Raw genomic sequence first — 25,960 nt, 5'->3', positions numbered from 1 at the left:
TAAATCAAGAAGGTGCGCTTACGTGTTGGATCTCCGTCGCCTGCGTCTGCTGCGTGACCTGCAGATTTACGGCACTGTGACAGCGACGGCCGAGGCCCGGCACCTCAGCGGACCGGCGGTGTCACAGCAACTGGCCGCGCTGGAGCGCGAGGCTGGGCTGCCACTGCTGGAAAAACAGGGGCGGCGGTTGCGGCTCACCCCGGCGGGCAGCCTGCTGGCCGAGCACGCCGAGGTCATCCTCGGGCAGATCGCCACCGTCGAAGCCGACCTGCGTGCGTTCCGGGAGGGCGGCCAGGGCCTGGTCCGGCTGGCGGTGTTCTCCTCGGCCGCCCGGGTGCTGATGCCCCGCCTGTGGCGCCGGATGTCCGCTGACCGCGCACCCACGCCGGAGCTGCGCATCACCGAGTGCGAGCCCGAGCCGGCGACCGAGGCGCTGCGCCGCCGGGAGGTCGACATCGCGATCGTCCACGCCTACAACCTGCTGCCGCGTGAACTACCACCCGGGTGCCGGCAGCACCACCTCATGGACGAGCCTGTGTTGCTGGCCATGCCCATCGCCCTGGCCTTCCGTCGCGGGCTGAGCCTCGGGCAGTCGGTGCACCTGGCCGACTTCGCGCACGAGCACTGGCTGATGCCGGGTACCGAGACGTCCTGTCACGAGATGACCCGCCGTGCCTGTGGCGCCGCCGGTTTCGTGCCCCGTCCGATCGTGACCGCCAACGACTTCTCCGTGATGAGCGCGCTGGTGGCCGCGGAGGCCGGGGTGGCGCTCATCCCCCGCATGGCACTGCCCGCCGACACCAAGGGGATCAGCCTGCACCCGCTGGCGGAACGCGTCGACCGCACGGTGACGGCCTACACCTGGACCGGCGACGCCCGCCTGCCGCGGGTCGGGCTCGTACTGGAGGCGATCCGCAGCGCCGCAGCGGACGTGACGGAACCAGCGGATCGCACAGCGGGCGAGGGGAGGGCGTGAGGGGCGTTCTGTCTCGACGTGCATTCCGCCGAGGCCGCCGAGCACGGTGAGACGCCGCAGCGCTTGGCGGTGGTCGGCGGCTGGAACGAGGCGCCACACCTGTTCACCGAGCGCGAGCAGGCCGCGCTGGCTCTGACGGACGCCGTGACCAGGTTCGGCGGGTCGTCTACCTCTTCCAGTACGACACGAGCAGGTGCGTGGGGCAGGTATTCATCGCACTCGCTCCTGCGAAGCTGAGGCACTTGCCTGCTTGACATCCGCCGTGCCTGGCGGACCACTGAGGTGAAGGAATGTCAGGATTCGGTGGGAAGGTCGATCCATTCCAGCGCCCACCGGTTGAGGTCTAGCAGAACCCTGCCCAGCGCGGTGCCTTTTTCGGTCAGCCGGTACTCGATGCGCACCGGAGTGGTGGGCTGCACGCTGCGCTCGACGAGCCCGTCGCCTTCGAGGTCCTTCAACCGTTGCGACAGCAGTTTGTGGGTCATGTCGGGAACGGCTGCCGCGATGTCGCTGAACCGGGTGGCGCCGCCGAGCAGCGCACGCAGCACAGTCGCGGCCCAGCGGCGGCCGATCGTGTCCATCGCCGCGGCGTAGTAGGGGCAGTACGGCCGGAGATGGTCGACGTCCAGTGGGCGATGTGACATTCCCCACCCTTCTCTCGCGCCTTCATAAAGATACCTTCTATGTTAAAGATACAAGAAGGTTGTTCAAGGAGTGATGTATGACCCCGCCGACCACGACAGCGTTGTCGTTCGAGGTGTTCGTGTCCGAGCCGATTCCCACCAGCGGCACCTTGCCCACAGGCGCGCCGCAGCAGTGGTCGCCGATTTCGACGACCCTCATCTCCGGTGCCACCGACGCGGTTCTGGTCGACCCACCGTTCACGGTCGAACAGACCCGCCGGGTCGGCGACTGGGTTGCACGCTCAGGCAAGCGACTGACCCACATCTACATCACCCACGGCCATGGCGATCACTGGTTCGGGGCGCCGCTGCTGGTCGAACGGTTCCCCAGGCAGTGGTTCACGCCACCGAGGGCACCATCCGGCTCATGCACGACTCGACGTCCGGCCGGCGAAAGACGTTCTGGACCAATCTGTTCCCGGGGCAGATTCCCGACGTCCAGGTATCCGCCGAACTGCTCCCGGCCGGGGGCCTCACCCTGGAAGGGCACCAGCTGCGACCGATCGAGGTCGGGCACAGCGATTGCGACGACTCCACGGTGCTGCACGTGCCGGCGCTCGGACTGGTCATCGCCGGCGACGTCGCCTACAACAACGTGCACCAGTACCTCGCCGACGGCGGTCTCGACGGCGGCATCGACGCCTGGCTCCGCGCCATCGACACCGTACGGGCGTTGCAGCCCTCTGCCGTGATAGCCGGGCACAAGGACCCCACCCGCACCGACGATCCGGCCATCCTCGACGAGACCGCCGAATACTTGCGCACGGCGCGCCGCGTACTCGCCGAAAAGCCCACACCTCATACGTTCTTCGATGAGATGACCCGGCACAACCCGGACCGGCTCAACCCCGGGACCGTCTGGCTCAACGCGCAAAGGCTGGCATGACGCGCAAAGGCTGGCATGACGCGGGCCGCGCGCTTCCATTCGGCAATCGAAGAATCGAAGAAGGAGTGCTCAATGCCTCGCATCGAACCGCTCAACCCGCCCTATTCCCCCTCTGTCGAGCAGGCGCTTCGTCGCTGGATGCCACCCGGCGCGCAGCACGAGCCCCTCACGTTGTTCCGGGTGCTGCACCGCAACCCGGAGCTGGCCTCGCGGATGTTCGCACTCGGTGCCGGGCTGCTGGGCCACGGGCTCCTGCCCGCCATCGACCGGGAGATCGTCATCGCCCGGGCGACCGCCCGCGCCGGCTGTGGCTACGAGTGGGGCGTCCACGCCGCGGCCCTTGCCCAGCAGGCCGGGCTCACACCTTCGCAACTTCGGGCCGCCGCCGCCCCGGGCGTGGACGGCTCCTGGTCACCCCGCCATGCGGCACTGCTGACCGCGGTCGACGAGCTGCACGAGACTGCGCACCTGTCGCAGCCCGCCTGGGACGCTCTGCGCGTCCACTACCAGGACGAGCAGCTGCTCGAATTCCTCGTCCTGGCCGGCTGGTACCGGACCATCAGCTATCTGGCGAACGGACTCCTGCTGGAGGAGGAGCCCTGGGGCCTGGCGTTCCCCGGACCACCGGATCCGCCTCAGCTGTCCGGGTCCGAGCCGACCGGCGGCGAGGACATCCGATGAGCGCGGACGGCCCGCAGGTCACGATCGTCCACGCCTGCCTGCGGGACGGCCAAGGTGGCAGCGCGACCGCGGTGGTGGAGGAGACGTCGATGACTGACGGCGAGCGCCACCGCGTGCCGGTCCTGACGGGAACCTCGCACGCGGTCTTCGTCTCCGTACACGAAGAGTCCGGCGGCCCCGTGGCTGCTGTCCGCTTCTTCACTGCCGAGGAGGAACTGCCCGCATGCGGTCACGGGACGGTCGCGGCCCTGGCCTTCCTCGCGGATCGCGCCGGGAGCGGCGAGCATCGGACAACGCTGCACACCCTGGGGGGTGTCCTCGACGGCTGGGCCGGATGGGAGGGGCAGCACGTCACAGCCTCCTTCGACACCGGTCCTGTCGTCCTGCGCGAGCCGACCACGACCGAGTGTGACCTCGTCCTGCCCGCCCTCGGCATCACCCCGGACCTGTCCGTACCCGGCATCCAGGTCGCCGCGGTAGGGCGGCCGCGGTTGCTGGTCCCCGTCTCCACCCGGTCGGTCCTGGCCGGGCTCGCTCCGAACCTCGACCGGCTCCGCGCCGCCTGCGACAGCCTCGGCCTCCTCGGCTGCTACGTTTACTCCGTCCCGGAGCGCTCCGGCCGGGCCGCGGCTCGCATGTTCGCCCCGTCGATCGGCGTCCCCGAGGACGTCGCCAACGCCAACAGCACCGCCTGCCTCGCCGCCCACCTGGCCGATCAGGGCGTCACCGGCATCACCGTGGACATGGGCGACTCTCTCGACCACCCCTCCACGATCACCGCCGCGGCACAGCCAGGCACTCCGAGTGGCCTCGTCCGCGTGGGCGGCGCCGCACGAATCGCGCGCGTCCTTCGCCTGCCGTAACCAGCCGGGGCGCGCTTCACGCGGCCGCGGCCCATCGGGGAGGCCCATGTCGTGGTCACGCGCTCGTCAGTGAGTGATCGCCCCGATCAGGGCGGCGCTGTCGGTGAGGTCGGGGCACACGATGGTTGCGCCCGCCGCCTCGGCCGCGCGAAACACGGCCTAATCGCCGGGCAAGTCGCGCAGGTGTTTCAGCACCTCCGCGTAGATGTTCCTGCGGATGCGTTCCCGCACCTCGCCGATGCCGAGGCGCCGCGGCCGCTCGACGCGCACGCGTTTCTTGACGACCACGGGCTTACGCACGGTGACGTACCGCGCGGCCCTGTTCTCGTGGACCACGTGCTTCGGCACCGTGATGGGTCGCGTGCGTCTGTTCTCGCGGACCACGGGCTCCGGTACGGTGATGTGCCGCACACGACTGTCCTCGTGGCCCCTGGGCCGCTTCGGTTGCCGTGCCGGTGCGGCTTTCGGCCCGGCGACGGATTTCCGAACCGGCGCAGGAGTGGACGAAACCCGTGGCACAGGGCTCGTCACCGCGACGACGGGCTGCCCACTGTAACCCGGCCCGGCCACTGCCGCCCGGGCAGGGATTGAGCGATCGCCTTGGACGGCATGGCCCACGGAATAGCCGAGCCCCCCACTGAACCCCACGGCGACAGCGAATCCGAGTGCGACACAAAGCGGCCCCCGGGCGCGCCTCGGCCGGCACGGTGCCCTGCGGATGAACGCGGACGGTGGATAGTCACACATCTTCGGCCCCCCGAGATCATGAACCCATTGCGAGTCGCCGATCACTTACCGCTGATCGTTCCCCGTTTTGAGCAATCCGACCGGTTGACTCCCGCCGGACACGAAGATCATTGTCCTGGGCGAGAAGGTGGGCGCTCCCGCGCGTCCCCCACCACCGTCGCGATGAGGCACCTCCGCGGCTTGCCACTAGCATTCCCCGCTATGACCGAATCGCCCTCCTACCTCACTGTGACCGCCGGAGCGTACGACGCCATCGCCGTCGTCTACGCCGACTTCGCCCGGGACTCGTTCGACGACCTGCCGCTGGACCGCGCGGTCCTCGCCGCGTTCGCCGACTACGTACGCGCCGCCGATGCCGTCACCGGACCGGTCGCCGAGCTCGGCTGTGGTCCCGGGCAGACCACCGCGCTTCTGCGAGACCTCGGGCTGGACACCTTCGGCGTCGACCTGTCGCCGGTGATGATCGACCTTGCCCGGGAGGCCTATCCCGATCTGCGGTTCGAAGTCGGTTCGATGGACGCCCTCGACCTGGCCGACGGCGAGCTGGGCGGCATCGTGTCCTGGTACTCGATCATTCACGTCCCGCCGCGGGAGCTGCCGCCGTATTTCGCCGAGTTCCGCCGGGTGCTGGCCCCTGGCGGGCACCTGCTGCTCGGCTTCTTCGAGTCCGATGGTGAGGCGGTGCAGGAGTTCGACCACAAGGTGACGCCCGCCTATCGCTGGCCGATCGACGAGTTGGGCGCGCTGGTGCGCGCGGCCGGGTTCGACGAGGTCGGCAGGATGTTGCGTGAGCCCCAGGAGGGAGAGCGGTTCCGCCGGGGCCATCTGCTGATGCGCGGGTAGCGGAGAGCGGGGAGCGCGCCGGCACGGGCGCGCTCCCCGCTCGACGACCGATCACGTGCCCGGGCGGTAGCTCCGCTCGACGTGGCCCTTGAGGTCATCGGGGTAGAAGTAGACGGGCCGGAGGTCGCCGCTGGCGTACCGTTCGGCCTGGTCGTTGAAGTGCGGTGAGTCGGGATGCCCGCTGGCGCCCCCGGCCGTCACCGCCCAGGCGCGCAGCCTCGGCCCGAACTCCACGACGGCCACGAAACTGTTGCCGCTGGTGCCGTACCAGCGCTTGGTTCCCGGGTACTGCCGCGCCCCGAACGAGGCGAGGGAGCCCCAGCGCGAGGAGGCGAACGGCACGGGGATGCTCGGCTTGGCGTCGTCGAACTGCTGGACGATCGCGCCGTCGTTGCGCTGGAAACGGTTGATCTCGCCCCAGGGCACCTCCCAGCCGCCGAAATCCCGCGTCAGCCGGTCCGTCGCCTCCACGAGCGCCGTGAGCCGCTGCGCGTCGGTGGCGCGCTCGGCCATGTAGTCCCACGTCGACAGGCCCGCCGCGCTCGCCGCCGGGGCCGTGGCCGTCCACAACGCCTCGCCCCAGAACACGGCCAGCGACGTCGCCTTCGAATCCGCGCTCCAGCGACAGTCCCAGCCGCGCAGCAGGCCGATCGGGTCGCTGAGCCGTTCCTTGCGCGCGTCGTCGGCGGGCAGGTCGTCCCACGACGCGACCAGCCCGGGCAGGAGCCGTTCGAAGGCGGTGAGGAAGGGATCGAAGGCGGCCGCGATCAGCGTCTCCGGGGTGAAGTCGCGCCGCGCGCTCAGCACCCGGATCGCCTGCGGCCCGCGCGGGTTCTCCCCGGCCTGGTCGAAATAGCGTGGATAGTCGCCGGCCTTGGGGCTGTCCGCGCCGGCCGCGGTCCAGGGCCAGTTGTTGGTGTTGAACGTCCAGCCGTTGTCCGGGTTCACCACCTGCGGCAGGCTGGCGAGGCTGTGCAGCCCGCGCCAGTCGGTCGCCGGGTCGCTGCCGTCGACGGGCCTGCGGTAGTCGAAGCGATTGTCGCGGACCGGCATGAACTGCGGCACCAGGAAGGCGATGTCGCCCTTCGAGTCGGCGAACAGCGTGTTGTTCGAGCTGTTGGCCTTGAACGCGGCCACCTTCAGGTATCCGTCGTAGTCGCGCGTCTTGGTCCGCAGGTAGCTCTGCTGCAGCGCCTCGACGGGCTTGTTCATCAGCGCGAACGCGATCCACCTGCCGTCCGCCTCGCGCACGATCGGGCCGTGGTGGGTGGCGAAGGTGTTGAAGGTGCGCTTCGCCCGGCCGCCGTCAGCGGTCCGGTAGGACAGCGTGATCCGCTTGGTCGTCACCGGCCGCAGCTTGTCGCCGTAGCGGTAGAAGCGCCTGCCGTTCGCCCCGGTCACGATCGTCTCGGAGAACTCGTCGACGTTGTCGACGCCGCTGGAGGTGTGCATCCAGCCCGTGTTCGCGTTGAAGCCCTGGTAGATGAAGAACTGGCCCCAGGTGGCCGCGCCGTAGACGTTGAGCCCTTCCTCGCTGGTCACGTGCTGCTCGGAGCGGAAGAAGAAGCTGGTGTGCGGGTTGATCAGCAGCAGCGCGTGGCCGTTCTTCGTGTGGCTCGGCGCGATCGCCATGCCGTTGGAGCCCTTGGGCTCCTCGGACAGCCGCGCCACCTCCTCGTCGCTCATGGCCACCGTACGGTCGCCGTAGAAGGATTCGAGCTGGCTGAGCGGCACCCGTTCGATGTCGCCGCCGATGCTGCCCTCGGAGAAGCTCAGGGGCATCCACGGCTCGAAGCGCCTGAGCACGCGCGGGCGCACGTCGGGGTGCGTCGCCAGGTAGTAGTTCAGGCCGTCCGCCCACGCCTGCATGAGCTTGCGCAGCCAGCCCGGGCACTTCGCGTAGTCGCGCTTCAGCTCCTCGGGGTCGATGAACAGCCGCTGGCGCAGGTCCTGCCAGATCGCGGTCTCGCCGTCGGCCTCGGCGAGGCGGCCGAGGGCGACCAGGTAGTTGTTCTCGATCCGGTTGAAGTCGTCCTCGGCCTGGGCGTAGATCATCCCGAAGACCGCGTCGGCGTCGGTCTCGCCCACCACGTGGGGAATGCCCCAGTCGTCGCGGGTGATCGTCACGTGTGCCGCCTGCTTGCGCCAGCGAACGAGATCGGGCTCGGTCTGTACGGTGGCGGCGGTCGCGGTGCCGGGCGGCAGCCCCACGGCGACGGCGGCGGCCAGCCCGGCCGCTCCGCCCAGGACGTGGCGCCTGCTCAGCCCTAAGTTCTGCGCGTTGTACGCGTGGTTCATGAGGTGATCCGCCCTTCTGGGGGTAAAAGGGACGAAAGTCGCTTACTGATCAACTTGTTACAAAAGGAGTATCACTCGCTCTGGTTCGCGGCAATAGAGATCAGCGGACCTTGGCGGCCGGGTCGTCGCCCGGGGTAGGCCGTCTCTACCGCGCCGGGGCGAGGATCGGCCGATCTACGACGCGGGATGTAGCCCTGAAATGGGACATGGCGTGGATGTGCGGACGTCCGGCCCGTTCGTACTGTGCTGGTGATCGCGACACCCCGTACAGGAGGCCTTCCATGCTGGACACGCATGCCCTGACCCGGCGCCGAGCGCCACTGATCGTCATTCTCTCCCTGGGCCTGGTGGCCTGGATCGCCCTCGGCCTGGCCGGGCCGGGGCACGCCATGGCGCGGGCCGGCGGGCCGGGCGGGCACGAGTACCTGGGCACGTGGAACTACGACCAGCCCGAACGCGCGAGCATGCGGAACGTGGCGGTCATCAGGTGCCCCGAGCTCGGGTCGAGCTGTACTCCCGGCCCGGAGCTCCACGTTCCGCAGATCGGCACCATCGTGTTCTCCAGGGCGGCCGGCGGGCGGATCGTGGGGCACACGGACCAGGGTTGTACATGGACGTTCGCGGTGCGCGCCACCTCGCTGGAGCTGGACTCGCCGGACCAGTACTGCTTCAACCACGTCATCGGCTCGGCGTACACCATCACGAAATGGTCGGTCACCGTGTCCGGGAATCGCGAGCGGGAGAGCATCGTGGCCATCAGCCACCAGCCGACCGGCGAGTACGAGTTCCGCCTCGACAGGGGCAGTCGCACCAAGGTGACGGCCGGCGCCGGAGCCCAGGCACGCAAGGTCTTCCCCGGAACCTGGCGCTACGACGCGTCCGACCCGCAGTCCCGCGTGAACGTGCTCACCACCCGCTACACCGACCCGGACGGCCAGGTCCGGTCCGTCCAGACTCCGCAGCAGGGCCTCGTCACGTTCACGAGCGGCCGCGGCGACACCGTGACGGCTCGGACCGAGAACGGCTGCGCCTGGACGCTGACCGCCCGCGGCAACACCGCCGAGCTCGACCCGCCCGTCCAGACCTGCCGGACCGCGCAGGGCACCGCGACGCTCACGTTCTGGGCGATCGCCAACGACGGCCGGCGCCAGGCGACCGTGATGGCCGGTGCCGACGAACGCGGCGGGAGCTTCCTGCTCAGCGTCGGCAGCCTGTCGAAGACCCGCTGACACGCCGCCTGCCAGCGGCGGACGCCGCGCAGGGGACCCCCGGTCGTTAGTTAGGTCAACTAATAAGTCTATTGTTACTATCCATGCAAGTGGACAAACCGGTTGAAACGTCCAGGGGCGTCCCCGTACAGGGACCCCCTGGCCTTCCCGGCGACCCGGCCCGGCTCGGCTCCGCCCTGCGGCTCGCCGTCGCCCGCATCGCGCGGCGGTTGCGGCAGACGCACGCCGTCGGCGATGTGACGGTCTCGGGCACATCGGTGCTCGCCCGGCTCGCCAACGACGGCCCCGACTCGCCGGGATCGCTGGCCGAGATGGAGCGCGTACGGCCACAGGCCATGGGAGCCACCCTCGCCGCGCTGGAGGAACGCGGGCTCGTCCGGCGCGGCCAGGACGCGGCCGACGGCCGCCGGGTCGTCATGACGATCACCGAGGAAGGCCGCCAGGTCGTGCTCGAACGCCGGTCGGAGTCGGCCCGGCGCCTCGCCGACGTGCTCGACCAGGAGTTCACCCCCGCGGAGCGGCGTACGCTGGCCTCCGTCATGCCCCTGCTCGACCGGCTGGCGGACCGGCTGTGAACCGCCCCGCCGGCCGCGAGGCGGAGGTCACCGGGTGACCCGCGCCGAGCGCATGAAGAACACCCCCGTCGGTCCGCACTACAAGTGGATCGCGCTGTCCAACACCACCCTCGGCGTGCTGATCGCCACGATGGACGCCTCCATCGTGATCATCTCGCTGCCCGCCATCTTCCGCGGCATCGGGCTCGACCCGCTCGCGCCCGGCAACATCGGCTACCTGCTCTGGATGATCCTCGGCTACCTGCTGGTCTCGGCCGTGCTCGTCGTCGTCCTCGGCCGGCTCGGCGACATGTTCGGCCGGGTCAGGATCTACAACCTGGGCTTCCTCATCTTCGCCTGCGCGTCGGTCGCGCTGTCGCTCGACCCGTTCAGCGGCGGTGGGGGAGCGCTCTGGCTGATCCTGTGGCGGATCGTCCAGGCGTTCGGCGGCTCCATGCTCACCGCCAACTCGGCCGCCATCCTCACCGACGCGTTCCCGGTCCGCCAGCGCGGCATGGCACTCGGCATCAACCAGATCACCGCGCTCGCCGGGCAGTTCCTCGGCCTGCTCGCGGGCGGCCTGCTGGCCGTCATCGACTGGCGCGCGGTCTTCTGGGTGAGCGTGCCGATCAGCGTGGCGGGCACGATCTGGTCCTATCGCAGCCTGCGGGAGACCGCGTCCGGCGGGCGCGGCAAGATCGACTGGCTGGGCAACCTCACGTTCGCGGCCGGCGCCGGCATCCTGCTGGCGGGCATCACGCACGGCATCCAGCCCCACGGTGGCAGCGCCACCGGCTGGGGCAACCCCATGGTGCTCGGCGGGCTCATCGGCGGCGTCGTCCTGCTGGTGCTGTTCTGCCTGATCGAGACCAGGGTCAAGGAGCCGATGTTCCGGCTCTCGCTCTTCCGGATCCAGGCGTTCGCGGCCGGCAACATCGCGGCCCTGCTGACCGCGATCGCGCGTGGCGGCCTGCAGTTCATGCTGATCATCTGGTTGCAGGGCGTCTGGCTGCCCCTGCACGGCTACGACTTCGAGGACACGCCCCTGTGGGCCGGCATCTACATGCTGCCGCTGACCCTCGGGTTCCTCGTCGCCGGGCCGGTCTCCGGGTACATGTCCGACCGGTTCGGCGCCCGGCTGTTCTCCACCTCCGGGCTGGTCGTGATGGCGGGGGCGTTCGTCGGCCTGCTCCTGCTGCCGGTGAACTTCTCCTACCCGGTGTTCGCGCTGTTGCTGCTGTTCAGCGGTCTCGGGCAGGGGATGTTCTCCTCGCCCAACACCTCGTCGATCATGGGCAGCGTGCCGGCGCGATACCGTGGGGCGGCCTCGGGCATGCGCTCCACCTTCCAGAACTCCGGTACGGCCCTGTCCATCGGCGTGTTCTTCTCCCTGATGATCTCCGGACTCGCGTCGTCGCTGCCGCCGACGCTGAGCACCGGACTCCAGGCGAACGGCGTGCCGGCGGACACCGCGCGGCAGCTCGCCTCGCTGCCACCGGTGAGCACGCTGTTCGCCACATTCCTCGGTAACAACCCCATCGAGCACCTGCTCGGCGGCCCGACGCTGGACCGGTTGTCGGCGGCGCAGCGCGACACGCTGACCGGCTTCGGCTTCTTCCCCAACCTGGTCTCCGGCCCGTTCCACCACGGGCTGGTGATCGTCTTCAGCGTGGCCGCGGGCATGGCCCTGGTCTCCGCGCTGGCCTCGGCGCTGCGGGGCCGGCACCAGCGGGCGGGCGAGCCGCCCCTCCCCACCTCGAAAGGAAAGCAAGAATGGCGAAAAGCGCCCTCCTCGTGATGGACGTGCAGCGGGTCATCGTCGAGCGGTTCGGCGACGACCCTGACTACCTGCCGAGGCTGAGCCGGGCGATCGACGCGGCCCGCGGCGCGGGGATCCCGGTGATCTACGTGGTCGTCGGCTTCCGCAAGGGATATCCGGAGATCAGCCCGCGCAACAAGGCGTTCGGCCAGATCGCGGCCAGCGCCTCGGCCGGTGGCGGGTTCGCCGACGACCGGGCCACCGAGGTACACCCCGACGTGGCACCGGGCCCCGACGACCTGATCGTCACGAAGAAGCGCGTCAGCGCCTTCGCGGGCAGCGACCTCGACATGGTGCTGCGTGCCGCCGAGATCGACTCGCTGGTGCTGACCGGGATCGCGACCAGCGGTGTCGTGCTGTCCACCCTGCGGCAGGCCGCCGACCTCGACTTCGGCCTGACGGTGCTGGCGGACGGCTGCCTGGACGGTGACGCCGAGGTGCACCGGGTGCTCATGGAGAAGGTGTTTCCGCGGCAGGCGGACGTCGTCACGATCGACGCCTGGACCAAGTCCGTCACAGCCTGACGCCCCGGCCGCCTCCGCCACGACCCGGGCCCCACGACCTGGCCGGCTCTGCCACACGGCAGGACCACCTTCGCGACGACCTGGGCCTGACGGCCTGGTCGTGCCCGCTCGCGGCCGCATCCGGCGCGAGCGGGCACGGCCGCGGGGCCGACCGGCTCGACGGAGGCATCGCCCAGATGGTGGCCGCCAAGGCACGGCTGGAGGCCGACGAGGCCCGACGCGTGGGGAGAGGACCTCGACCTGATGCGACCGCGGTAGGCGGGATGCGTCCGCGGATATCCGTTTCCGGTCGTCGCCGTGGTGCCCGTAGTGTGGCGCGGTGATGACTCGGCTGATCGTGCTCAATGGTGGTTCCAGCTCGGGGAAGTCCGGGATCGCGCGATGCCTGCAGGCGATCCTGCCCGATCCGTGGTTGACCCTGGGAGTGGACACCATGGTCGAGGCGATGCCCGCGGCGATGCGGAGTTCGGACACCGGGATCACCTTCGGCCCGAACGGCGAGGTGATCGTCGGGCCGGAGTTCATGACCCTGGACAGGGCGTGGACCGAAGGGGTCGCCGCGATGGCCCGCGCGGGCGCCCGGATCATCGTGGACGAGGTCTTCCTCGGCGGGGCGTCGTCCCAGCAACGCTGGGAGCGGGCCCTGGACGGGCTGAACGTCGTGTGGGTCGGCGTCCACTGCGAGGGCGCGGTCGCCGCGGGCCGCGAGACCGCACGGGGCGACCGGGTGGCCGGGATGGCCGAGTCCCAGGCGGACGTGGTCCACCGGGGCGTGCACTACGACCTGGAGGTGGACACGACGCACGCCGAGGCCATCGAGTGCGCGCGGGCCATCGCCGCCCAGCTCAAGTGATGACCGGCGGCCCGGCAGCCACGTCACGGTCGTGCTGTCACGCCGGGTCGTCGTGCCCGCGGAACGTGCGGAAGCAGACAAGCGCGCACATCGCGAGTACGGGCACCCCGACGAGGATGGGCGCGGTCACCCCCCAGCCGCGTCCGACCAACCCGCCGATGCCCGCCCCCAGGGGCACCGCGCCCATCACGATGGTCAGCCACGCGCTGCTGACCCGGCCCAGCAGCTCCGGCGGGGTGAGCCGCTGGCGGAGCGTCCGGGCCGCGACCGCCCACACCCCGAACGCGCCGCTCGTGATCACCAAGCCGGCGGCCGCGACGGGGACCGAGGTCGTGAGCGCCAGCATCAGTTGCCCCGCCGCGGCACTCACCAGACAGCCGGCCAGCACCGCCGTGGAGCCGACCAGGCGGGTGACGCGCGCGGCGAAGAAGCCGCCGGCCAGACCGCCGACGGAGCCGGCCGTCAGCAACGTGCCGTAGGCCCAGTAGGGCAGCCCGAGCACCTCGTCGACGTAGAGCACGAGAATGGCGAACCAGGCGCTGTCCACCAGGGCGAACGTGCCACCGAGGGCGGCCAGGGCACGCAACCGCCGATGACGTACCAGCCACCGCAGGCCCGCGCGCGTGTCGGCCCAGATCTGCCGCTTGCCGCCGCTGGGAGGGGCCTTCGGCGCGAACACGTTCGGCAGGCTGAAGATCAGGGCCGCCGCCACCGCCAGCGTGCCGCCGTTGACCGCGAACGGCAGCACCATCGCCACGCCGAACAGGAACGTGCCGATCTGCGGTCCCACCAACTCGTTGCCCGCGACCTCGGCGTTGACCAGCCCGCCGTTGGCCCGATCCAGGTCGGCCTCGCTGACCAGGGGCGGAAGGAGGGTGGCCGTCGCACTGTCGCGCAGGGTCTCGCCGACACCGCACGCGAACGCCACCGCGTACACCAGGGCGATGCCGGCCACGTCGAGAGCGAGGCCGGCGATCAGGACGAGCAGCAGCAGGACGCGTGCCACGTCGACGACGATCGTCAGCCGGCGCTGGTCGTGCCGGTCGACGACGGCCCCCGCGAACAGTCCGAACAGCAACCACGGACTCTGCCCGGCGACGATCACCCCACTGACCAGGACCGGGTCCGAGGTGATGGAGGTCGCCAGCATGGGCAGTGCCGCCGCCCGGATCCCGTCCCCGAGATTGGACAGCGCCGTCGCCAACCACAGACGGTTGTACGCCGGCCCTAATGACATCGCCGTCATGGCCACCCCCGAGTTCACGCTTCTTCCGATGCCCCGCCGCCTGACATTCGATCATCATCCGGGGCCCTGAGGAATGACTCCCCGTGCCTCTGCCCGGGAATTCGGTCGCGTCCGGCGAGCGGGAGGAACTGCGGCCGGAGAGCGGTGGGGCCAGACCTACCCCCATGGTGGCGATTCCCCACCCCGCCAGGTGGGCCGACGCCCATGGAAGCCAGGCCCCCGTACCGAAAGGCTGGATCCGCCGATCGGACCTGCCCAACGAACGAGGGGGACGAGTGATCGAAGTGAGAGGGCTGACCGTGCGATACGGTCGCACGCTCGCTGTGGACGACCTGACCTTCACGGTGAAACCAGGATTGGTGACCGGATTCCTGGGCCCGAACGGCGCGGGAAAGCCGAACACCTGATTGTGACGCTTCCGATACAGTGCGCGTCCATCTGAGGGGGCTCATGCGGCATTGGACCCGCATGCTGTAGGGCTTTGACGAATCGTTGCGGTGGCGCTGAACACGCGGGGCAAGATCACAAAAAGGGGGCATTACGCTGGTCAAGGTAATGGGAGGGGCAGCGCCCCTGCCCGCGAGATTGGTCCCTCCGCCCCCTTTTTGTGATCTTGGAGGGGTCCCCGTGTGTTTGGCTCCGAAACGATTCGGTAAGCCCTGAACCTCGAGACCAGCGACATTACGGCGGGTCCAGCGGGCCAACGGCACGCGTTGCGGCGCTCAGCCCGAGGGGGTTCCCAAAAAGCTTTCAGCCGACCCTAGGGTGGCCTTCGGCCGGGAACTCCCCGTCCATCATTCCGTGAGTGAAGGCGTCCCACTCGGCCGGAGTGAAGACCAGCCAAGGGCCGTGGGGGTCTTTGCTGTCGCGTACGACGACCTTGCCGGGGATGTTGGTCGCAACTTCAACGCAGTTGTTGCCGCCGCCGCTGTAGCTGCTCTTGCGGAACTCGGCTTGAGAGAGATCGATCATGAGATGTATTCGTCCTTGACTTCCGTGATCAGCCTCATCGAATCCTCTGGGGGTAGGGCAGCCTCGGAGATCTGCTCCATGGTCACCTTACAGCGCTCGACTTGGTCGGTACTTTCCACGTAGACGTCACCTGCTACTCCCTCCACGTAGACAACGTCGGGGTCCATGTTGTCGGCGAAGCTGAGGATGGTGAACGCTCCTTCCAGTCCGGCATGGAGGCCCGCTCTGAATGGAAGTACCCTGATTGAGACGTTTGGCCGCCTGGCTGAGATGAGGAGTGCCCCAAGCTGCTCATCCATGATCTGTTGGCTGCCGATGGGGCGACGAAGGACGGCTTCGTCAAAGATCGCGTCCAGCCTTGGGGCGTCGGGACGGCTCAACAGCGTGCGTCGAGCCATTCGAGCCATGACGCGGCGCTGCACTTCCTCTTGAGGGCGAAGCTGGGAGATCACTGCACGGGCGTAGTCCTCGGTCTGGAGGAGACCCGGAATGAGCTGCACCTCCCACTGCGAGATCAAGGAAGCGTCGTCCTCCAGGCCGATGTAGGAGCCCGTAAACACGTCGGCGTAGGCAGTCCACCATCCACGCTGGCGCGCCTCGCCTGCCAACTGGATCAGACGGGCTCGGTCGCCTGAGCCGATCCCATAGAGGTCGCAGACCGCTGCCACATCGGCACGGCTGGCCATGGTTCGCCCAGTCTCGATCCTGCTGACTTTGCTTCTGCTCCACCCGAGTTGAGCTGCGGCGGCTTCGGGTAGCAGCCCGCTGTCTTCTCGCATTTTGCGCAATTCACGCGCAAGCCGTCGAAGTCTCACGGTGGGACTGTGCGTTGAAGACATGTGGCTCAGTGTGTCAGATCCCTGCTCATGATGACGAAATATTGCCCACATGACTTTGGATCTGCACAGTGCATTGACACGATGCAGAATGTGAGCAGATGATGACGGTCAGAAACGAGCGGTGCAAGCGTCATATGCGGCAAGCACAAAGGCACGACAAACCAAATTAACTCCAGAGAGCGCCATACCCACATCAAAGGGACAGAGGCACACCATGTCCATGTCGTTCGATGAACACGTACTGCGTCAAATGGCATACGCCGCGCAATTGGCCGAAGACCTCATGGTTCTGGGCGCGGATGTGGACGCGGACGTTTCGGTCAAGGGGATCTGCCCTGACCTGCTGGTGCGTTCCGGTTCCCGAGAGGTCCGAGTCAGCGTAGCGAAGGCTCGCGGCACGTACCGCTTCACCTGGGGACGGTGGCCCTGGAACCGGGTCGGAGTCCAACACCCGGATGCAGCGCACACGATCCTTCGCCGGGTGAGGCCGTAATGGATACGGGCACAGCGCTAGCCGACATCTTGCTGCCGGGCGTAACAGCGTCGGTGCCGGTGGCGCGTCACTGCGTGAGAGCAGTCCTGGCGGGGGCGGGCTGCCAGGTCGGGGATGTGCTGCTGGTGGTCACCGAGTTGGTTGCGAACGCCGTCGAGCACACGCGGTCGGGAATTCCAGGCGGCCGGATCTGCATCAAGATCCAACGGGTCACGGATGGGCTGATCGGTATCGAGGTGGTCGATTTCGGGGCCCCCACCGTGCCCTATCCCCGTAAGCCGCTGGAGTGCTGGGAGTCCGGGCGAGGGCTGGGGCTGGTCGATGCCCTGTCAGAGACATGGGGAGTGCGCCGGTTCGGCGAGGAACAGTCCGCTGTCTGGGCGCACGTGTTGGTGGACATGAAGGAGGAGAACGTTGTCCGGTGACGCGATGGGCTCCCTCGGGCAGTTCGGCAGGCTGGGGCGGATGCCGCCTCGGTGTTCCGGTGCTCATGTCATGTCGCCCGCGTCGCATTGCGAGCGGTTGCGATGGATCGTTCCCGAGACCCTGCGGCCTGAGGGGCGTGTCTTGTGGCGGACGTGCGACTGTATGCGGACCTCCTACGAGCTTCGACAGGCGGAGGGCTCGACGCCCTTGCGCTGGATCCGCAGGACCAGGCGGGCCGGTGTTGTCATGGAGACAGAGCGGTGGTCCCCCCACGTCGGTGTGGCTCAGTGGACGGCCTTGTTGATGGGCCACCTTCGATTAGCGGGCTCAAGGTGCGGTGGAGCCACGTCGTGATCGCGCAGTTGGTGCACAGTCCTGCCGCGACTCGGAGTTGCCCTGCGCTGGTTGGCAGGTGCGGGGTTATCGCGGCGGTGCTGCGGGTTGGTGGCGTCGCGATGGTGATGCTCGACGTGGGCGAGGAGTGGCCTTGCGGGGTGCGGCGCTGGTCGGTGTCCCTCGATGACCTGACCTCTGTCGGCCCCGGGGGCCGAAGCCTGAGTCAAGCCGAACTAGGGGCTCCTGAGCTGGGGTGAAGCAGGGCAGCTCCTTCCGCCAAGGCTGCCCTTGGGACGCTTCATCCCGGACGGCGGCAACGCGGTTGACGCTCCTCTGACCAGGCGAGTTGAGCGCCCGCGTTGCCGCCCATTCCATCCCTGGTTCGGGCCATAGCCAAATGGATAAGAGTCGAGTCTTCAAGGAGGTGGAATCGCTGCGAGGTGATCGAAGAGGATTGAACTCAAATTGCTAAACATGTCCAAATGCCATCCTTCGGGGCGCGCGGCAAAGAAAGATTGCCGCGCATCTCCGAGGAATATTGGCGTGCGCCTAAATGGCGAATGTTGCGCAAGGAATATTACCCTAGGGAAAGAAGTGAATGCGTGGCGGTATCGGCGTTGCAACGCTAGGGTTTGTTGGCGTACCGCGAAGCACCGATCAAGGTGTAATCGAACGGAAAATCGCGTGCACGTACGTGCGAAAATCGTTAAACGGAGGTAGTTGAGTGAGCACATGCGAAGATCTTCGTACGCCTTGGGGTTTGGGGCGGATGACGGTAAGCGGTTCCGAAGAAGAGTCGTGGTACGAGAGCGCATGTCTCGATCCCGCAACCCAGATCACTCGGTTCTACAACGCGAGCGGGGAAGTTCTCCCGATGCAGATGGGCAAGACCATTACCAAGTCCAAGGGTGGCGGTGGGGACGGCTCGGGCGGGGCTGCCGAGGTCGCCGACGACACCGAGAACGACAACTGATCGGACGAGCAAATGGGTAACTCGCCCAGCGTGGTCTTGGTAGTTACATCGCCGGAAGACGTCACCGCGAACCTGGTCATCGAAGCATTGAACGAGCGGCAGGCATGCATCGTGCGTGTTGATCCGGCCAGCATCGGCGCTGGTCTGATGTTCGGCGCATGCCTGTGCGATGGCCGGACGCAATGGACGGGTCGTCTTCAAACGCCGAGCCGGAACGTCGCCTTGGACGAGATCGGGGCGGTGTACTTCCGCCGCCCCACCCCATACCTCGCCCGCTTCTCCCATCTGCCCCAGCAGGCGCGGGAATTCGCCGCCACGGAGGCTCGATATGGGCTCGGCGGGATTTTGAACAATCTTCTCAACGCTACGTATGTCAATCACCCGATATCCGTCACCCGGGCGGATTACAAGCCTGCACAGCTCCAAATGGCCGCGCAACACGGTCTTCCCATTCCTATCACCCTGATCACAAATGACCCGAAGGAGGCGCGGAAGTTCGCCGCGGAATACGGCCCTGTCATCTACAAATCGTTTCGGGGCGCACCCCGTCCGGCCGATGGCAATACGGCTGCCATATGGACGCAGCGCATCAAAGAAGCAGATCTTGATGAGTCGGTTACGGTGACCGCCCACATGTTCCAACGGGAAGTGAACAAGACGGCGGATGCTAGGGTGACCGTGGTCGGGCGATCAGTATTCGCAAGCCGGATCACCACACCTGATGAGGCTCTTGATTGGCGGCGCGGGGATTGGGATGAACTGATTCACGAACCCGTCGCCGTTCCTGATGCAGTCACGAGGGCATTGCACGCCTATCTCGACGGCTTCGGGCTGGCGTTCGGATGTTTCGATTTCGCTCTGGAGCCCGACACGAGCGATCCCGTAGCGGAAGCGTGGACGTTCATCGAGTGCAACCCGAACGGACAATGGGGCTGGTTGCCTGACTCCGATGCGATAGCGCATGCCTTCGCCGACGTGCTTACGGAAGGATGGTGGCGATGACTGACATGGCCACGGGACTACGGCTCGCCCTGGCCGACAGCCTAGGGTCCACAGGTTGGCGCGAGGCACTGATGAAGGTGCCCCGCGAACTGTTCCTCGGCAAGGTCGTGTATCGAACTGATGGGGCTCGTGCTGATCGATGGGTTCCCCTCCGGCAGTCGGAGATGAGCCGGGACGACTGGCTGAGCCTGGCCTATGCCGACCAGACATGGGTCACGCAGGTTGGCGGGGTCCTCGCGGAAGACGCGCCTGATGTCGTGATCGGGCAGCCTAGTTCTTCCTCCACGCTTCCGAGCCTGGTCGTGCTGATGCTGGAGGCGGCTGGCATCAGTGAGGGTGACAAGGTGCTGGAGATCGGCACCGGCACCGGTTACTCGACGGCGCTGATGTGCGCGCGGCTCGGCGATAAGGCGGTGACCTCGATCGAATACGATCCCGAGGTTGCTGCCAGGGCTGAGACGGCGATCTCTGCTGCCGGATACAGCCCCACGTGTGTGGTGGAAGACGGCCTCAACGGCTACGCCGCGAACGCCACCTACGACAAGGTGATCTCTACCTGCTCGGTACGAGTAATCCCGCTGCCGTGGCTGTGGCAGATCCGGAGCGGTGGAACCATCACCACCCCCATGTGGGGCTGGATGGGCGGGGTTGCCTTCGCGCATCTCACCGTGGCCGATGACGGCACCGCCAGTGGCCGGTTCATGAGGGAGGACTTGTGCTTCATGACCGCCCGTGCGCACCTGGCACCGCCGCGCCCGCCGATCATCACGGGCATCGGCCAAGCCCGCCCGTCGGAAATTGATCCGACTATCCTCCGCAACGATACGGCCCTGTGGGTTGCCCAACTTGCCGCGCCTCAGGCGCAATGTTCCTGGGGTGAGGACACAACGATCCTTTTGGACGTGAGCACGGGATCACGGGCTGACACCAGGCCGGATTCCGCTGGCGGCTGGACGGTGTACCAACACGGTCCACTCCGGCTCTGGGACGCGGTGGAAGAGGCCATTCTGACGTGGCAGGGCGCGGGAAGCCCTCATCAGTCGGGCTTTGGTCTCACCATCAGCCGGGACAGCCAGCGTGTATGGCTGGGGGAACCCGATGGGCCTGGTTGGCAGCTTCCCGCCTAGTCCAGGGACCAGCGACAGACACCCCACCCGGGGACGGTGGGAGTGGAGAGGCCGGCGGAATGGCCGTAGGTCACCCTTGGGCGAGCGCGAGCGAGTTCCGCCAGCGTCATGCACACCGTGTCGAACGGGACCATCCTCACGAGCTGCGCCGTCGAGCACCCCAACGGCTCCGGCTACGAACACAAATGCGCGCGCCGGATATGACTGGCACAAGGTCACCTCGGGACAGGACCGGCTATATACCCGCCACCTGCACGCGCTACGTCTAGAGGCGTGCGGAGATCACTCCCATAAGTCGAGGGAGAACCAGCGTTGTGGAACTCCGCGCGCTGCTCACCAGGGTACCTAAATGATCAAGAACACCAGTCCGCGGTGAAATAGCTTGATCACGTAAGCTGGCGCGGAGATGGTCGCGTTAGTGAACGGGAGGTCGCGAACGCCGACCCGGGTGCCGATGATCTTGATTTTGCAGCACGCTGCTGCCGATTCGTGGGTCGTGTGGGTCCATGTCTGCGCTGTGGTCGGTGTGCTGGCGTCGGCGACTGCGGGTGTGGTGGCGCTGAGGGCCAGACCGGCAGCTACCGCGAGTGCTGCGCGTGCGAGTGAAGCCATTTGTTCCTCCGTCTCGTTGTGTGATCACGGGCGAGCTTCCGTAGTTAAGGCACGTGCCACGCTGGGTCGAGCTCGCCGACGCGATCAAGAAGGCCGTCGGGGGCGATGCCGCCGGGTTCGCCGACTACGTCAGGCGGGCCACGGGCAGCCCCAAGGTCCCCTCGCTCGCCGGACAGAACATGACCCACTGCCTCGACGGCAGGGGATACCCGACCTACGCGGCCTACCGCGAGGCGCTGAGAAGATCGGAAGAGCTGTCGCCGAACTTCGCGGGGCAACGGGCGTGGTGGGCGCTGGCCTGCGTCGGCTGGCCCGCCCCACCGACCAACCCGCCGTCGCCGCTTCCGGCCAAGGGGCTGGTGCCGTTCCTGGGAGTCGGTAGCTGGATCGACTCCGACGAGGTCACCAGCATCATCCGCCACGTCCCAGGCTCAACCATCGTCCGGTACGACGGGCATGGCCACACCCTCTACCTCTACGGCCCAGGCAACTGCATAGCCGCCCACGTCAACCGCTATTTCACGACCCTGCGCCTCCCACCCCCAGGCACCACCTGCCAGGCCACAGGATGACCTCACCCGAGACCCACCTCACGTCGATGGGAGGACGAGACGGAGGTGGCTGCTGGGCCGGCGTCCGGAAAATCGGTGGACGGCGTCGTTATGGTGCTCGTATGTCCGTTGTAGACGTTGACCGCTTCGTTGCCGAAGGCTTCGTCAAGCTGGAGGCGGCCGTGCCCCGGGAGGTCGGAGACGCGGCCAGGGCGCTGGTGTGGCAGCAGATCGGTCTGTCGCCTGACGATCCCGCCGGCTGGCGGCAGCCCGTGGTGTGGGCCGCCGACCTGACGGGCCACGGACCCTTCGGGGAGCTCATGAGCAGCCCGCGACTGCATCAGGCGTTGGACGAGGTCGCCGGACCCGGTGGGTGGGCGCCGCGCGGGTCTCTCGGCAACATGCCGATCCGCTTCCCCGGTGTGGAGCCGGCCGACGATCGAGGCTGGCACGTCGACAGCTCAGTGACCCGGCCCGACGGCTCGTGGGCCGTGTCGGGGCGGCCGGAGACGATGCTGCTGCTCGTGTTGCTGTCGGACGTGGGGGAGAGCGACGCGCCGACCCGCATCAGGGTGGGCTCCCAGCGGGACGCCCTTGAGGTGCTGGGCGAGCGGGTGCTGGATGCCTTCGAGGCCGGGCCGCTGCTGGACGCGGCCTCCAAGGACCGGCCGGTGGCCCACGCGACCGGTCAGCCGGGTGACATGTACCTGGTGCACCCGCTGACCGTGCACGCAGCCGACGAGCACCGGGGCACGCGACCCCGTTTCATGTCCCAGGGGCCGGTATTCCTGACCGCACCGGTCACACCCGGCGAGGACACCGCCCTGGCACGAGCCCTCCTCTAGCAAGGCGACCCGTTGGCGAGCGTCTGCCCAGGCTTGTGGCGGGCGTCCGGGGATGAGTGCCTGCACCCCGGCCGCGGGAAGCCGTCGGTAGCCGGGCCGGTGGCGGGCGCCTGCATTTGGCCGGGGTGGGCGTTGCTTCGGGTGGTGGCAGGGCACCGGCGCCTCTTCCATCCGGCGGAGTGTGGTCGGTCAGCCGCGGGAGTGGATCGGCTGGTGGGCGCTGGTCCCGGTGGGTCTGGTCGTCGTCTGGCTGGCGGTTAACCCGCACGTCTTCCCCGCGATCGAGCGGCCGGAAAGCTGGACGGCCAGGGGCATCAACGGCGAGAAGCTGTGGAACGGCCGTCGAGCACCAGCCCCACCGCCAGGCAGACCAGGGGAATCGCCGGGATCACGTACCGCACGTCGTAGGCGGCCAGGAACGGCGGCGAGGCGACCAGCGCGAGCGCCGTGAGCCCGGGCAGCAGCGCATCCCAGCGCCGCCGCACCAGCGCCGCCCCCAGCGCGCCGACCAGGGCCAGCACGAGCAGCGGGAACGGCACGTAGCCGAAGCGCTGGTAGGCGCGCAGCCAGCCGGCGAACGGCTCCACAACCTGGGTGGCGGCCGGCCCCGCCTCGTACGACTCGGCGACACCGCGCACGGACTCGCTGATCGGGCGCTCGGACGTGGGCAGCTTGTACGGCGTCTTCTCGTCCACCGCCGTACGCTCCCAGCGCAGCAACTGCGTGAGATCGGTCGCCACGGCCGCCAGATAGTCACCCGGCTGGGCCAGGATGGCCCGCTGGGCGAACTCCCCGGCGAGCTCGTTGCGGTGGGCGGTCCCCGGCACCTTGAGCAGCGGCGAGAAGCTCTCCCACAACCAGTGCGGCGGGTAGGGCCGCTGCTCGACCGGCATCGTGGGGCAGAGCACGGCCAGCCGCTCCGGCGGTTTGATCACCCCGCAGTCGGCGAAGCTCATGGTCCTGGACCACAGGAAGTTCCCGTCGGCCTCGGTCAGCCCGAACTTGCCCTTGTCCACCTTCATCCAGGTGGCGTACGCGCCCAGCGGGATCGCCCCGGCCACCAGCAACGCCACCAGCGGGCGCCAGCCGTACCTCCTGACCAGCAGGTACGCGGCCGTCAGGATCAGCAGCGGCAGGCCGACCGTCCGGGTGATCCCGGCGAGCCCGAGCAGTAGCCCGCCCACGGCCGCGGTGGTCGGCGTGACCCGCCACACGATGAGCACGACCGCGGCCCCGACCAGCACGATGAACACGGCGTCCGCCATGATCATGTGCTCCAGGAGCAGGTTGAACTCGTCGTACAGGATCGGCGTGACCAGCAGGGCCGCGCCCCAACCGGGCAACCCGCGGCGCCGCAGCAGTGCGTAGACCGCCACCGCGAGCGCCAGCATCAGCAGGTGCTGCAGGACGGTCACCAGCGTGAGGCTGTGCGCCGGCCGCAGCAGGGCCAGCAGCAGGGAGTATCCGGAAGGCCGGGCGGTGCCGGGCGCCAGCTCCTCGCGCAGGAAGGCGAAGGAGTCGCCGTAGAAGAGCAGGGCGGGCGGGAACCCGAGGACGGCGAGCACCCGCAGCGCGATCGCCGGCAGCATGGCGATGACCAGCGCGCGATGAGCCAAGGTGGATCCGCTTCCTGTGTGTCCGAAATCCCACCATAGTGGCTATCCAGGCGCCCGGCAGTGGTACTTGCCCGATGCCGAGACCGAATGACATTCTGAAATTGAGCTCAGGAACACAGCGTCCCGGCACCTCGGAGGATGCATGACCATCGCCGACCGCCCCGCCATCGACATCGAGGCCCTTCGCCAGAAATATCGCGAAGAGCGCGACAAGCGGCTGCGGCCGGACGGCAATGACCAGTACCAGCGCCTGACCGGCCGTTTCGCGTACTATCTCGACGACCCCTACACCCCGATGACCGAGCGCGAGCCCAGGACCGACCACGTGACGGTCGCGGTCGTCGGCGGCGGCTTCGCCGGGCTGGTCACCGGCGCGCGCCTGAAGGAGGCCGGCGTCGAGGACGTACGCGTCATCGAGAAGGGCGGCGACTTCGGCGGCACCTGGTACTGGAACCGCTATCCGGGCGCCCAGTGCGACACCGCGTCGTTCGTCTACATGCCGCTGCTCGAAGAGACCGGCCACATGCCCACCGAGAAGTACGCGCACGCGCCCGAGATCCTGGAGCACTGCCGCCGCATCGGCAAGCAGTTCGGCCTGTACGACAACGCGCTCTTCCACACCGAGGTGCGAAGCCTCGAATGGGACGAATCTCGGTCCCGCTGGCACATCCGCACCAACCGCGGCGACCACTTCACCGCCCAGTTCGTCGCCATGGGCATCGGCCCGCTGCACGTGCCGAAGCTTCCCGGCATCCCGGGCATCGAGTCGTTCGGGGGACATTCGTTCCACACGAGCCGCTGGGACTACGCCTACACGGGCGGCGACCCCTCGGGCGCGCCCATGGACCGGCTGGCCGGCAAGCGGGTGGCCATCATCGGGACGGGCGCGACGGCCGTCCAGTGCGTTCCGCACCTGGCGCCCGCATGCGCCGAGCTGTACGTGTTCCAGCGCACGCCCTCGTCGGTGGACGTACGGGACAACCGGCCCACCGACCCCGGCTGGTTCGCGCGGATCGCGACACCGGGCTGGCAGCAGCGCTGGCTGGAGAACTTCACCGCCAACCAGAGCGGCGGCCAGGCCGACGAGGACCTGGTCATGGACGGCTGGACGGACATCGCCCGCCGGGTGCGGGCCAGGATCGGCGCACTCCCGCCCGAGGAGCGCACCCTCGCCAACATGCAGGCCGCCTACGAGGAGTCGGACCACGAGAAGATGGAGGAGATCCGCGCCCGCGTCGACACCATCGTCTCGGACCCCGAGACCGCGCGAAACCTCAAGGCCTGGTATCGCCAGTTGTGCAAACGTCCCTGCTTCCACGACGAATACCTGCAGTCCTTCAACGTGCCCGGCACGCACCTCGTCGACACCGACGGCCGCGGCGTGGAGCGGATCACGGAGCGGGGAGTGGTCGTGGCCGGCCGGGAATACGAGGTCGACTGCGTCATCTACGCCTCCGGCTTCGAGGTGGGCACCGACTACACCCGCCGGGCGAACTACGACCTGACGGGCCGCGGCGGCGTCAGGCTGTCGGAGCGCTGGGCGGAGGGCATGCGTACGCTGCACGGCATCCACGTGCACGGCTTCCCGAACGCCTTCTTCGTACAGCCGACGCAGGGCGCGAACCTCATCTCCAACATCCCGCACAACCTGACCGAGGCGGGCAGGACGATCGCCATGATGGTCAGGCACGCGCTCGACCACGGGTACGACGAGATCGAGGTCACCAAGGAGGCCGAGGACGCCTGGATCGAGCTGCTGCTGTCGGGTGCGGGCATGCTGCTGGGCTCGCCGGACTGCACCCCGGGCTACTACAACAACGAGGGCCAGGAGCTCGGGCTGCGCTGGCGGCTCAACGCGGGCTACCCGCAGGGCGCGATGGCGTATTTCGCCTATCTCGACGGGTGGCGCGCGTCGAACGAGTTCGAGGGGCTGGAGTTCCGCCGCGCGACCCAGTGAAAGCCGAAC

At 68.2% G+C, this 25,960-nt stretch carries 25 protein-coding genes and 2 pseudogenes; 19 read left to right on the top strand and 8 right to left on the bottom strand.

Going from position 1 to position 25,960, the window contains the following annotated elements:
* The first annotated feature begins 22 nt into the window (after positions 1-22).
* Together ABGB18_RS35460 and ABGB18_RS35455 are read left to right on the top strand one after the other, a co-directional pair.
* On the top strand, positions 23-976 hold the full coding sequence (locus tag ABGB18_RS35460) for a LysR family transcriptional regulator (protein WP_347700027.1): 954 nt from the start codon (positions 23-25) through the stop codon (positions 974-976).
* A gap of 15 nt (positions 977-991) precedes the next feature.
* Positions 992-1,213 (top strand): annotated as a pseudogene (locus ABGB18_RS35455) (carboxymuconolactone decarboxylase family protein); the annotation flags it as partial.
* A 56-nt stretch (positions 1,214-1,269) separates the two neighbouring features.
* Here the strand turns inward: ABGB18_RS35455 and ABGB18_RS35450 are convergent.
* Positions 1,270-1,557 carry a helix-turn-helix domain-containing protein gene (locus tag ABGB18_RS35450; RefSeq protein ID WP_347700026.1) on the bottom strand — a complete coding sequence of 96 codons (288 nt, stop codon included), beginning with the start codon at positions 1,555-1,557 and terminating at the stop codon, positions 1,270-1,272.
* A 469-nt stretch (positions 1,558-2,026) separates the two neighbouring features.
* Here ABGB18_RS35450 and ABGB18_RS35445 point away from each other — a divergent pair, with 469 nt between their 5' ends.
* The 3 genes from ABGB18_RS35445 to ABGB18_RS35435 all read left to right on the top strand — a co-directional run bounded on the left by ABGB18_RS35445 (position 2,027) and on the right by ABGB18_RS35435 (position 4,089).
* Positions 2,027-2,545 (top strand): MBL fold metallo-hydrolase, encoded by a 519-nt coding sequence (locus ABGB18_RS35445; protein WP_347700025.1) that lies wholly within the window; start codon positions 2,027-2,029, stop codon positions 2,543-2,545.
* Between the two features lie 72 nt (positions 2,546-2,617).
* Entirely contained in the window at positions 2,618-3,226 is a 609-nt protein-coding gene (locus ABGB18_RS35440) for a carboxymuconolactone decarboxylase family protein (protein WP_347700024.1), read from the top strand.
* On the top strand, positions 3,223-4,089 hold the full coding sequence (locus ABGB18_RS35435; protein ID WP_347700023.1) for a PhzF family phenazine biosynthesis protein: 867 nt from the start codon (positions 3,223-3,225) through the stop codon (positions 4,087-4,089). Before ABGB18_RS35440 ends, ABGB18_RS35435 begins: the two co-directional genes overlap by 4 nt.
* A gap of 159 nt (positions 4,090-4,248) precedes the next feature.
* Here ABGB18_RS35435 and ABGB18_RS35430 read toward each other — a convergent pair whose 3' ends face one another.
* Positions 4,249-4,500, bottom strand: coding sequence for a hypothetical protein (locus ABGB18_RS35430; protein WP_347700022.1), 252 nt, complete (start codon positions 4,498-4,500; stop codon positions 4,249-4,251).
* 537 nt (positions 4,501-5,037) lie between these two features.
* Here ABGB18_RS35430 and ABGB18_RS35425 point away from each other — a divergent pair.
* Positions 5,038-5,679 (top strand): class I SAM-dependent methyltransferase, encoded by a 642-nt coding sequence (locus ABGB18_RS35425; protein WP_347700021.1) that lies wholly within the window; start codon positions 5,038-5,040, stop codon positions 5,677-5,679.
* 51 nt (positions 5,680-5,730) lie between these two features.
* On the opposite strand, the gene ABGB18_RS35420 is transcribed toward ABGB18_RS35425, so the two are convergent.
* Complete coding sequence (locus ABGB18_RS35420) at positions 5,731-7,977, bottom strand: penicillin acylase family protein (protein WP_347700020.1); 2,247 nt, start codon at positions 7,975-7,977, stop codon at positions 5,731-5,733.
* Between the two features lie 281 nt (positions 7,978-8,258).
* On the opposite strand from ABGB18_RS35420, the gene ABGB18_RS35415 reads away from it, so the two are divergent.
* The 5 genes from ABGB18_RS35415 (at position 8,259) to cpt (ending at position 12,956) form a co-directional block, all read left to right on the top strand.
* Positions 8,259-9,206, top strand: coding sequence for a hypothetical protein (locus ABGB18_RS35415; protein WP_347700019.1), 948 nt, complete (start codon positions 8,259-8,261; stop codon positions 9,204-9,206).
* 89 nt (positions 9,207-9,295) lie between these two features.
* Positions 9,296-9,781 (top strand): MarR family transcriptional regulator, encoded by a 486-nt coding sequence (locus ABGB18_RS35410; protein ID WP_347700018.1) that lies wholly within the window; start codon positions 9,296-9,298, stop codon positions 9,779-9,781.
* A gap of 34 nt (positions 9,782-9,815) precedes the next feature.
* The gene (locus ABGB18_RS35405; RefSeq protein WP_347700017.1) at positions 9,816-11,558 is read left to right on the top strand and encodes an MFS transporter; all 1,743 of its coding nucleotides are present in this window, start codon (positions 9,816-9,818) and stop codon (positions 11,556-11,558) included.
* Positions 11,534-12,103 carry an isochorismatase family cysteine hydrolase gene (locus ABGB18_RS35400; protein WP_347700016.1) on the top strand — a complete coding sequence of 190 codons (570 nt, stop codon included), beginning with the start codon at positions 11,534-11,536 and terminating at the stop codon, positions 12,101-12,103. The genes ABGB18_RS35405 and ABGB18_RS35400 overlap by 25 nt, the downstream gene beginning before the upstream one ends.
* A 322-nt stretch (positions 12,104-12,425) precedes the next feature.
* The gene (cpt, locus tag ABGB18_RS35395) at positions 12,426-12,956 is read left to right on the top strand and encodes a chloramphenicol phosphotransferase CPT (RefSeq protein WP_347700070.1); all 531 of its coding nucleotides are present in this window, start codon (positions 12,426-12,428) and stop codon (positions 12,954-12,956) included.
* A 37-nt stretch (positions 12,957-12,993) separates the two neighbouring features.
* Here the strand turns inward: cpt and ABGB18_RS35390 are convergent, their stop codons facing one another.
* Positions 12,994-14,220, bottom strand: a complete 1,227-nt coding sequence (locus ABGB18_RS35390) for an MFS transporter (protein WP_347700015.1) — start codon at positions 14,218-14,220, stop codon at positions 12,994-12,996.
* Positions 14,221-14,477: 257 nt separating this feature from the next.
* On the opposite strand from ABGB18_RS35390, the pseudogene ABGB18_RS35385 reads away from it, so the two are divergent.
* Positions 14,478-14,597: pseudogene (locus ABGB18_RS35385) on the top strand (ABC transporter ATP-binding protein); the annotation flags it as partial.
* Between the two features lie 355 nt (positions 14,598-14,952).
* Here the strand turns inward: ABGB18_RS35385 and ABGB18_RS35380 are convergent.
* Both ABGB18_RS35380 and ABGB18_RS35375 read right to left on the bottom strand, forming a co-directional pair.
* Entirely contained in the window at positions 14,953-15,174 is a 222-nt protein-coding gene (locus ABGB18_RS35380) for a DUF397 domain-containing protein (RefSeq protein WP_347700014.1), read from the bottom strand.
* On the bottom strand, positions 15,171-15,989 hold the full coding sequence (locus ABGB18_RS35375) for a helix-turn-helix transcriptional regulator (protein ID WP_347700013.1): 819 nt from the start codon (positions 15,987-15,989) through the stop codon (positions 15,171-15,173). Before ABGB18_RS35375 ends, ABGB18_RS35380 begins: the two co-directional genes overlap by 4 nt.
* A gap of 516 nt (positions 15,990-16,505) precedes the next feature.
* Between ABGB18_RS35375 and ABGB18_RS35370 the strand changes: the two genes are divergently transcribed.
* The 4 genes from ABGB18_RS35370 (at position 16,506) to tgmC (ending at position 20,370) form a co-directional block, all read left to right on the top strand.
* Positions 16,506-16,931, top strand: a complete 426-nt coding sequence (locus ABGB18_RS35370) for an ATP-binding protein (protein WP_347700012.1) — start codon at positions 16,506-16,508, stop codon at positions 16,929-16,931.
* A gap of 1,061 nt (positions 16,932-17,992) precedes the next feature.
* Positions 17,993-18,241: a putative ATP-grasp-modified RiPP gene (gene tgmA / locus ABGB18_RS35365; protein ID WP_347700011.1), complete on the top strand. Its 249-nt coding sequence runs from the start codon at positions 17,993-17,995 to the stop codon at positions 18,239-18,241.
* 30 nt (positions 18,242-18,271) lie between these two features.
* The gene (gene tgmB, locus ABGB18_RS35360; protein WP_347700010.1) at positions 18,272-19,243 is read left to right on the top strand and encodes an ATP-grasp ribosomal peptide maturase; all 972 of its coding nucleotides are present in this window, start codon (positions 18,272-18,274) and stop codon (positions 19,241-19,243) included.
* Complete coding sequence (gene tgmC, locus ABGB18_RS35355; protein ID WP_347700009.1) at positions 19,240-20,370, top strand: ATP-grasp peptide maturase system methyltransferase; 1,131 nt, start codon at positions 19,240-19,242, stop codon at positions 20,368-20,370. The genes tgmB and tgmC overlap by 4 nt, the downstream gene beginning before the upstream one ends.
* Positions 20,371-20,715: 345 nt before the next feature.
* Here tgmC and ABGB18_RS35350 read toward each other — a convergent pair whose 3' ends face one another.
* Positions 20,716-20,982, bottom strand: a complete 267-nt coding sequence (locus tag ABGB18_RS35350) for a hypothetical protein (protein WP_347700008.1) — start codon at positions 20,980-20,982, stop codon at positions 20,716-20,718.
* 53 nt (positions 20,983-21,035) lie between these two features.
* Here ABGB18_RS35350 and ABGB18_RS35345 point away from each other — a divergent pair, with 53 nt between their 5' ends.
* Both ABGB18_RS35345 and ABGB18_RS35340 read left to right on the top strand, forming a co-directional pair.
* Entirely contained in the window at positions 21,036-21,554 is a 519-nt protein-coding gene (locus tag ABGB18_RS35345) for an alpha/beta hydrolase (protein ID WP_347700007.1), read from the top strand.
* A gap of 101 nt (positions 21,555-21,655) precedes the next feature.
* On the top strand, positions 21,656-22,378 hold the full coding sequence (locus ABGB18_RS35340; protein WP_347700006.1) for a phytanoyl-CoA dioxygenase family protein: 723 nt from the start codon (positions 21,656-21,658) through the stop codon (positions 22,376-22,378).
* A gap of 314 nt (positions 22,379-22,692) precedes the next feature.
* On the opposite strand, the gene ABGB18_RS35335 is transcribed toward ABGB18_RS35340, so the two are convergent.
* Positions 22,693-23,994, bottom strand: coding sequence for a hypothetical protein (locus ABGB18_RS35335; protein ID WP_347700005.1), 1,302 nt, complete (start codon positions 23,992-23,994; stop codon positions 22,693-22,695).
* Between the two features lie 142 nt (positions 23,995-24,136).
* Here ABGB18_RS35335 and ABGB18_RS35330 point away from each other — a divergent pair, with 142 nt between their 5' ends.
* The gene (locus ABGB18_RS35330; RefSeq protein WP_347700004.1) at positions 24,137-25,951 is read left to right on the top strand and encodes an NAD(P)/FAD-dependent oxidoreductase; all 1,815 of its coding nucleotides are present in this window, start codon (positions 24,137-24,139) and stop codon (positions 25,949-25,951) included.
* The last annotated feature ends 9 nt before the right edge of the window (positions 25,952-25,960 follow it).

It is taken from the genome of Nonomuraea sp. B12E4 (assembly GCF_039871825.1).
Lineage (GTDB): Bacteria > Actinomycetota > Actinomycetes > Streptosporangiales > Streptosporangiaceae > Nonomuraea.
Note: the sequence above shows the minus strand (reverse complement) of the source record. Positions and strands in the feature narration are given on the sequence as shown.

Bases quoted from the DNA above. Each gene is read 5' to 3' on its own strand.
- ABGB18_RS35415 (WP_347700019.1), top strand. From the start codon at position 8,259: ATGCTGGACACGCATGCCCTGACCCGGCGCCGAGCGCCACTGATCGTC.
- ABGB18_RS35440 (WP_347700024.1), top strand. From the start codon at position 2,618: ATGCCTCGCATCGAACCGCTCAACCCGCCCTATTCCCCCTCTGTCGAG.
- ABGB18_RS35435 (WP_347700023.1), top strand. From the start codon at position 3,223: ATGAGCGCGGACGGCCCGCAGGTCACGATCGTCCACGCCTGCCTGCGG.
- ABGB18_RS35450 (WP_347700026.1), bottom strand. From the start codon at position 1,557: ATGGACACGATCGGCCGCCGCTGGGCCGCGACTGTGCTGCGTGCGCTG.
- ABGB18_RS35400 (WP_347700016.1), top strand. From the start codon at position 11,534: ATGGCGAAAAGCGCCCTCCTCGTGATGGACGTGCAGCGGGTCATCGTC.
- ABGB18_RS35350 (WP_347700008.1), bottom strand. From the start codon at position 20,982: ATGGCTTCACTCGCACGCGCAGCACTCGCGGTAGCTGCCGGTCTGGCC.
- ABGB18_RS35380 (WP_347700014.1), bottom strand. From the start codon at position 15,174: ATGATCGATCTCTCTCAAGCCGAGTTCCGCAAGAGCAGCTACAGCGGC.
- ABGB18_RS35340 (WP_347700006.1), top strand. From the start codon at position 21,656: ATGTCCGTTGTAGACGTTGACCGCTTCGTTGCCGAAGGCTTCGTCAAG.
- cpt (WP_347700070.1), top strand. From the start codon at position 12,426: ATGACTCGGCTGATCGTGCTCAATGGTGGTTCCAGCTCGGGGAAGTCC.
- ABGB18_RS35425 (WP_347700021.1), top strand. From the start codon at position 5,038: ATGACCGAATCGCCCTCCTACCTCACTGTGACCGCCGGAGCGTACGAC.
- ABGB18_RS35420 (WP_347700020.1), bottom strand. From the start codon at position 7,977: ATGAACCACGCGTACAACGCGCAGAACTTAGGGCTGAGCAGGCGCCAC.
- tgmC (WP_347700009.1), top strand. From the start codon at position 19,240: ATGACTGACATGGCCACGGGACTACGGCTCGCCCTGGCCGACAGCCTA.
- ABGB18_RS35330 (WP_347700004.1), top strand. From the start codon at position 24,137: ATGACCATCGCCGACCGCCCCGCCATCGACATCGAGGCCCTTCGCCAG.
- ABGB18_RS35445 (WP_347700025.1), top strand. From the start codon at position 2,027: ATGCACGACTCGACGTCCGGCCGGCGAAAGACGTTCTGGACCAATCTG.
- ABGB18_RS35370 (WP_347700012.1), top strand. From the start codon at position 16,506: ATGGATACGGGCACAGCGCTAGCCGACATCTTGCTGCCGGGCGTAACA.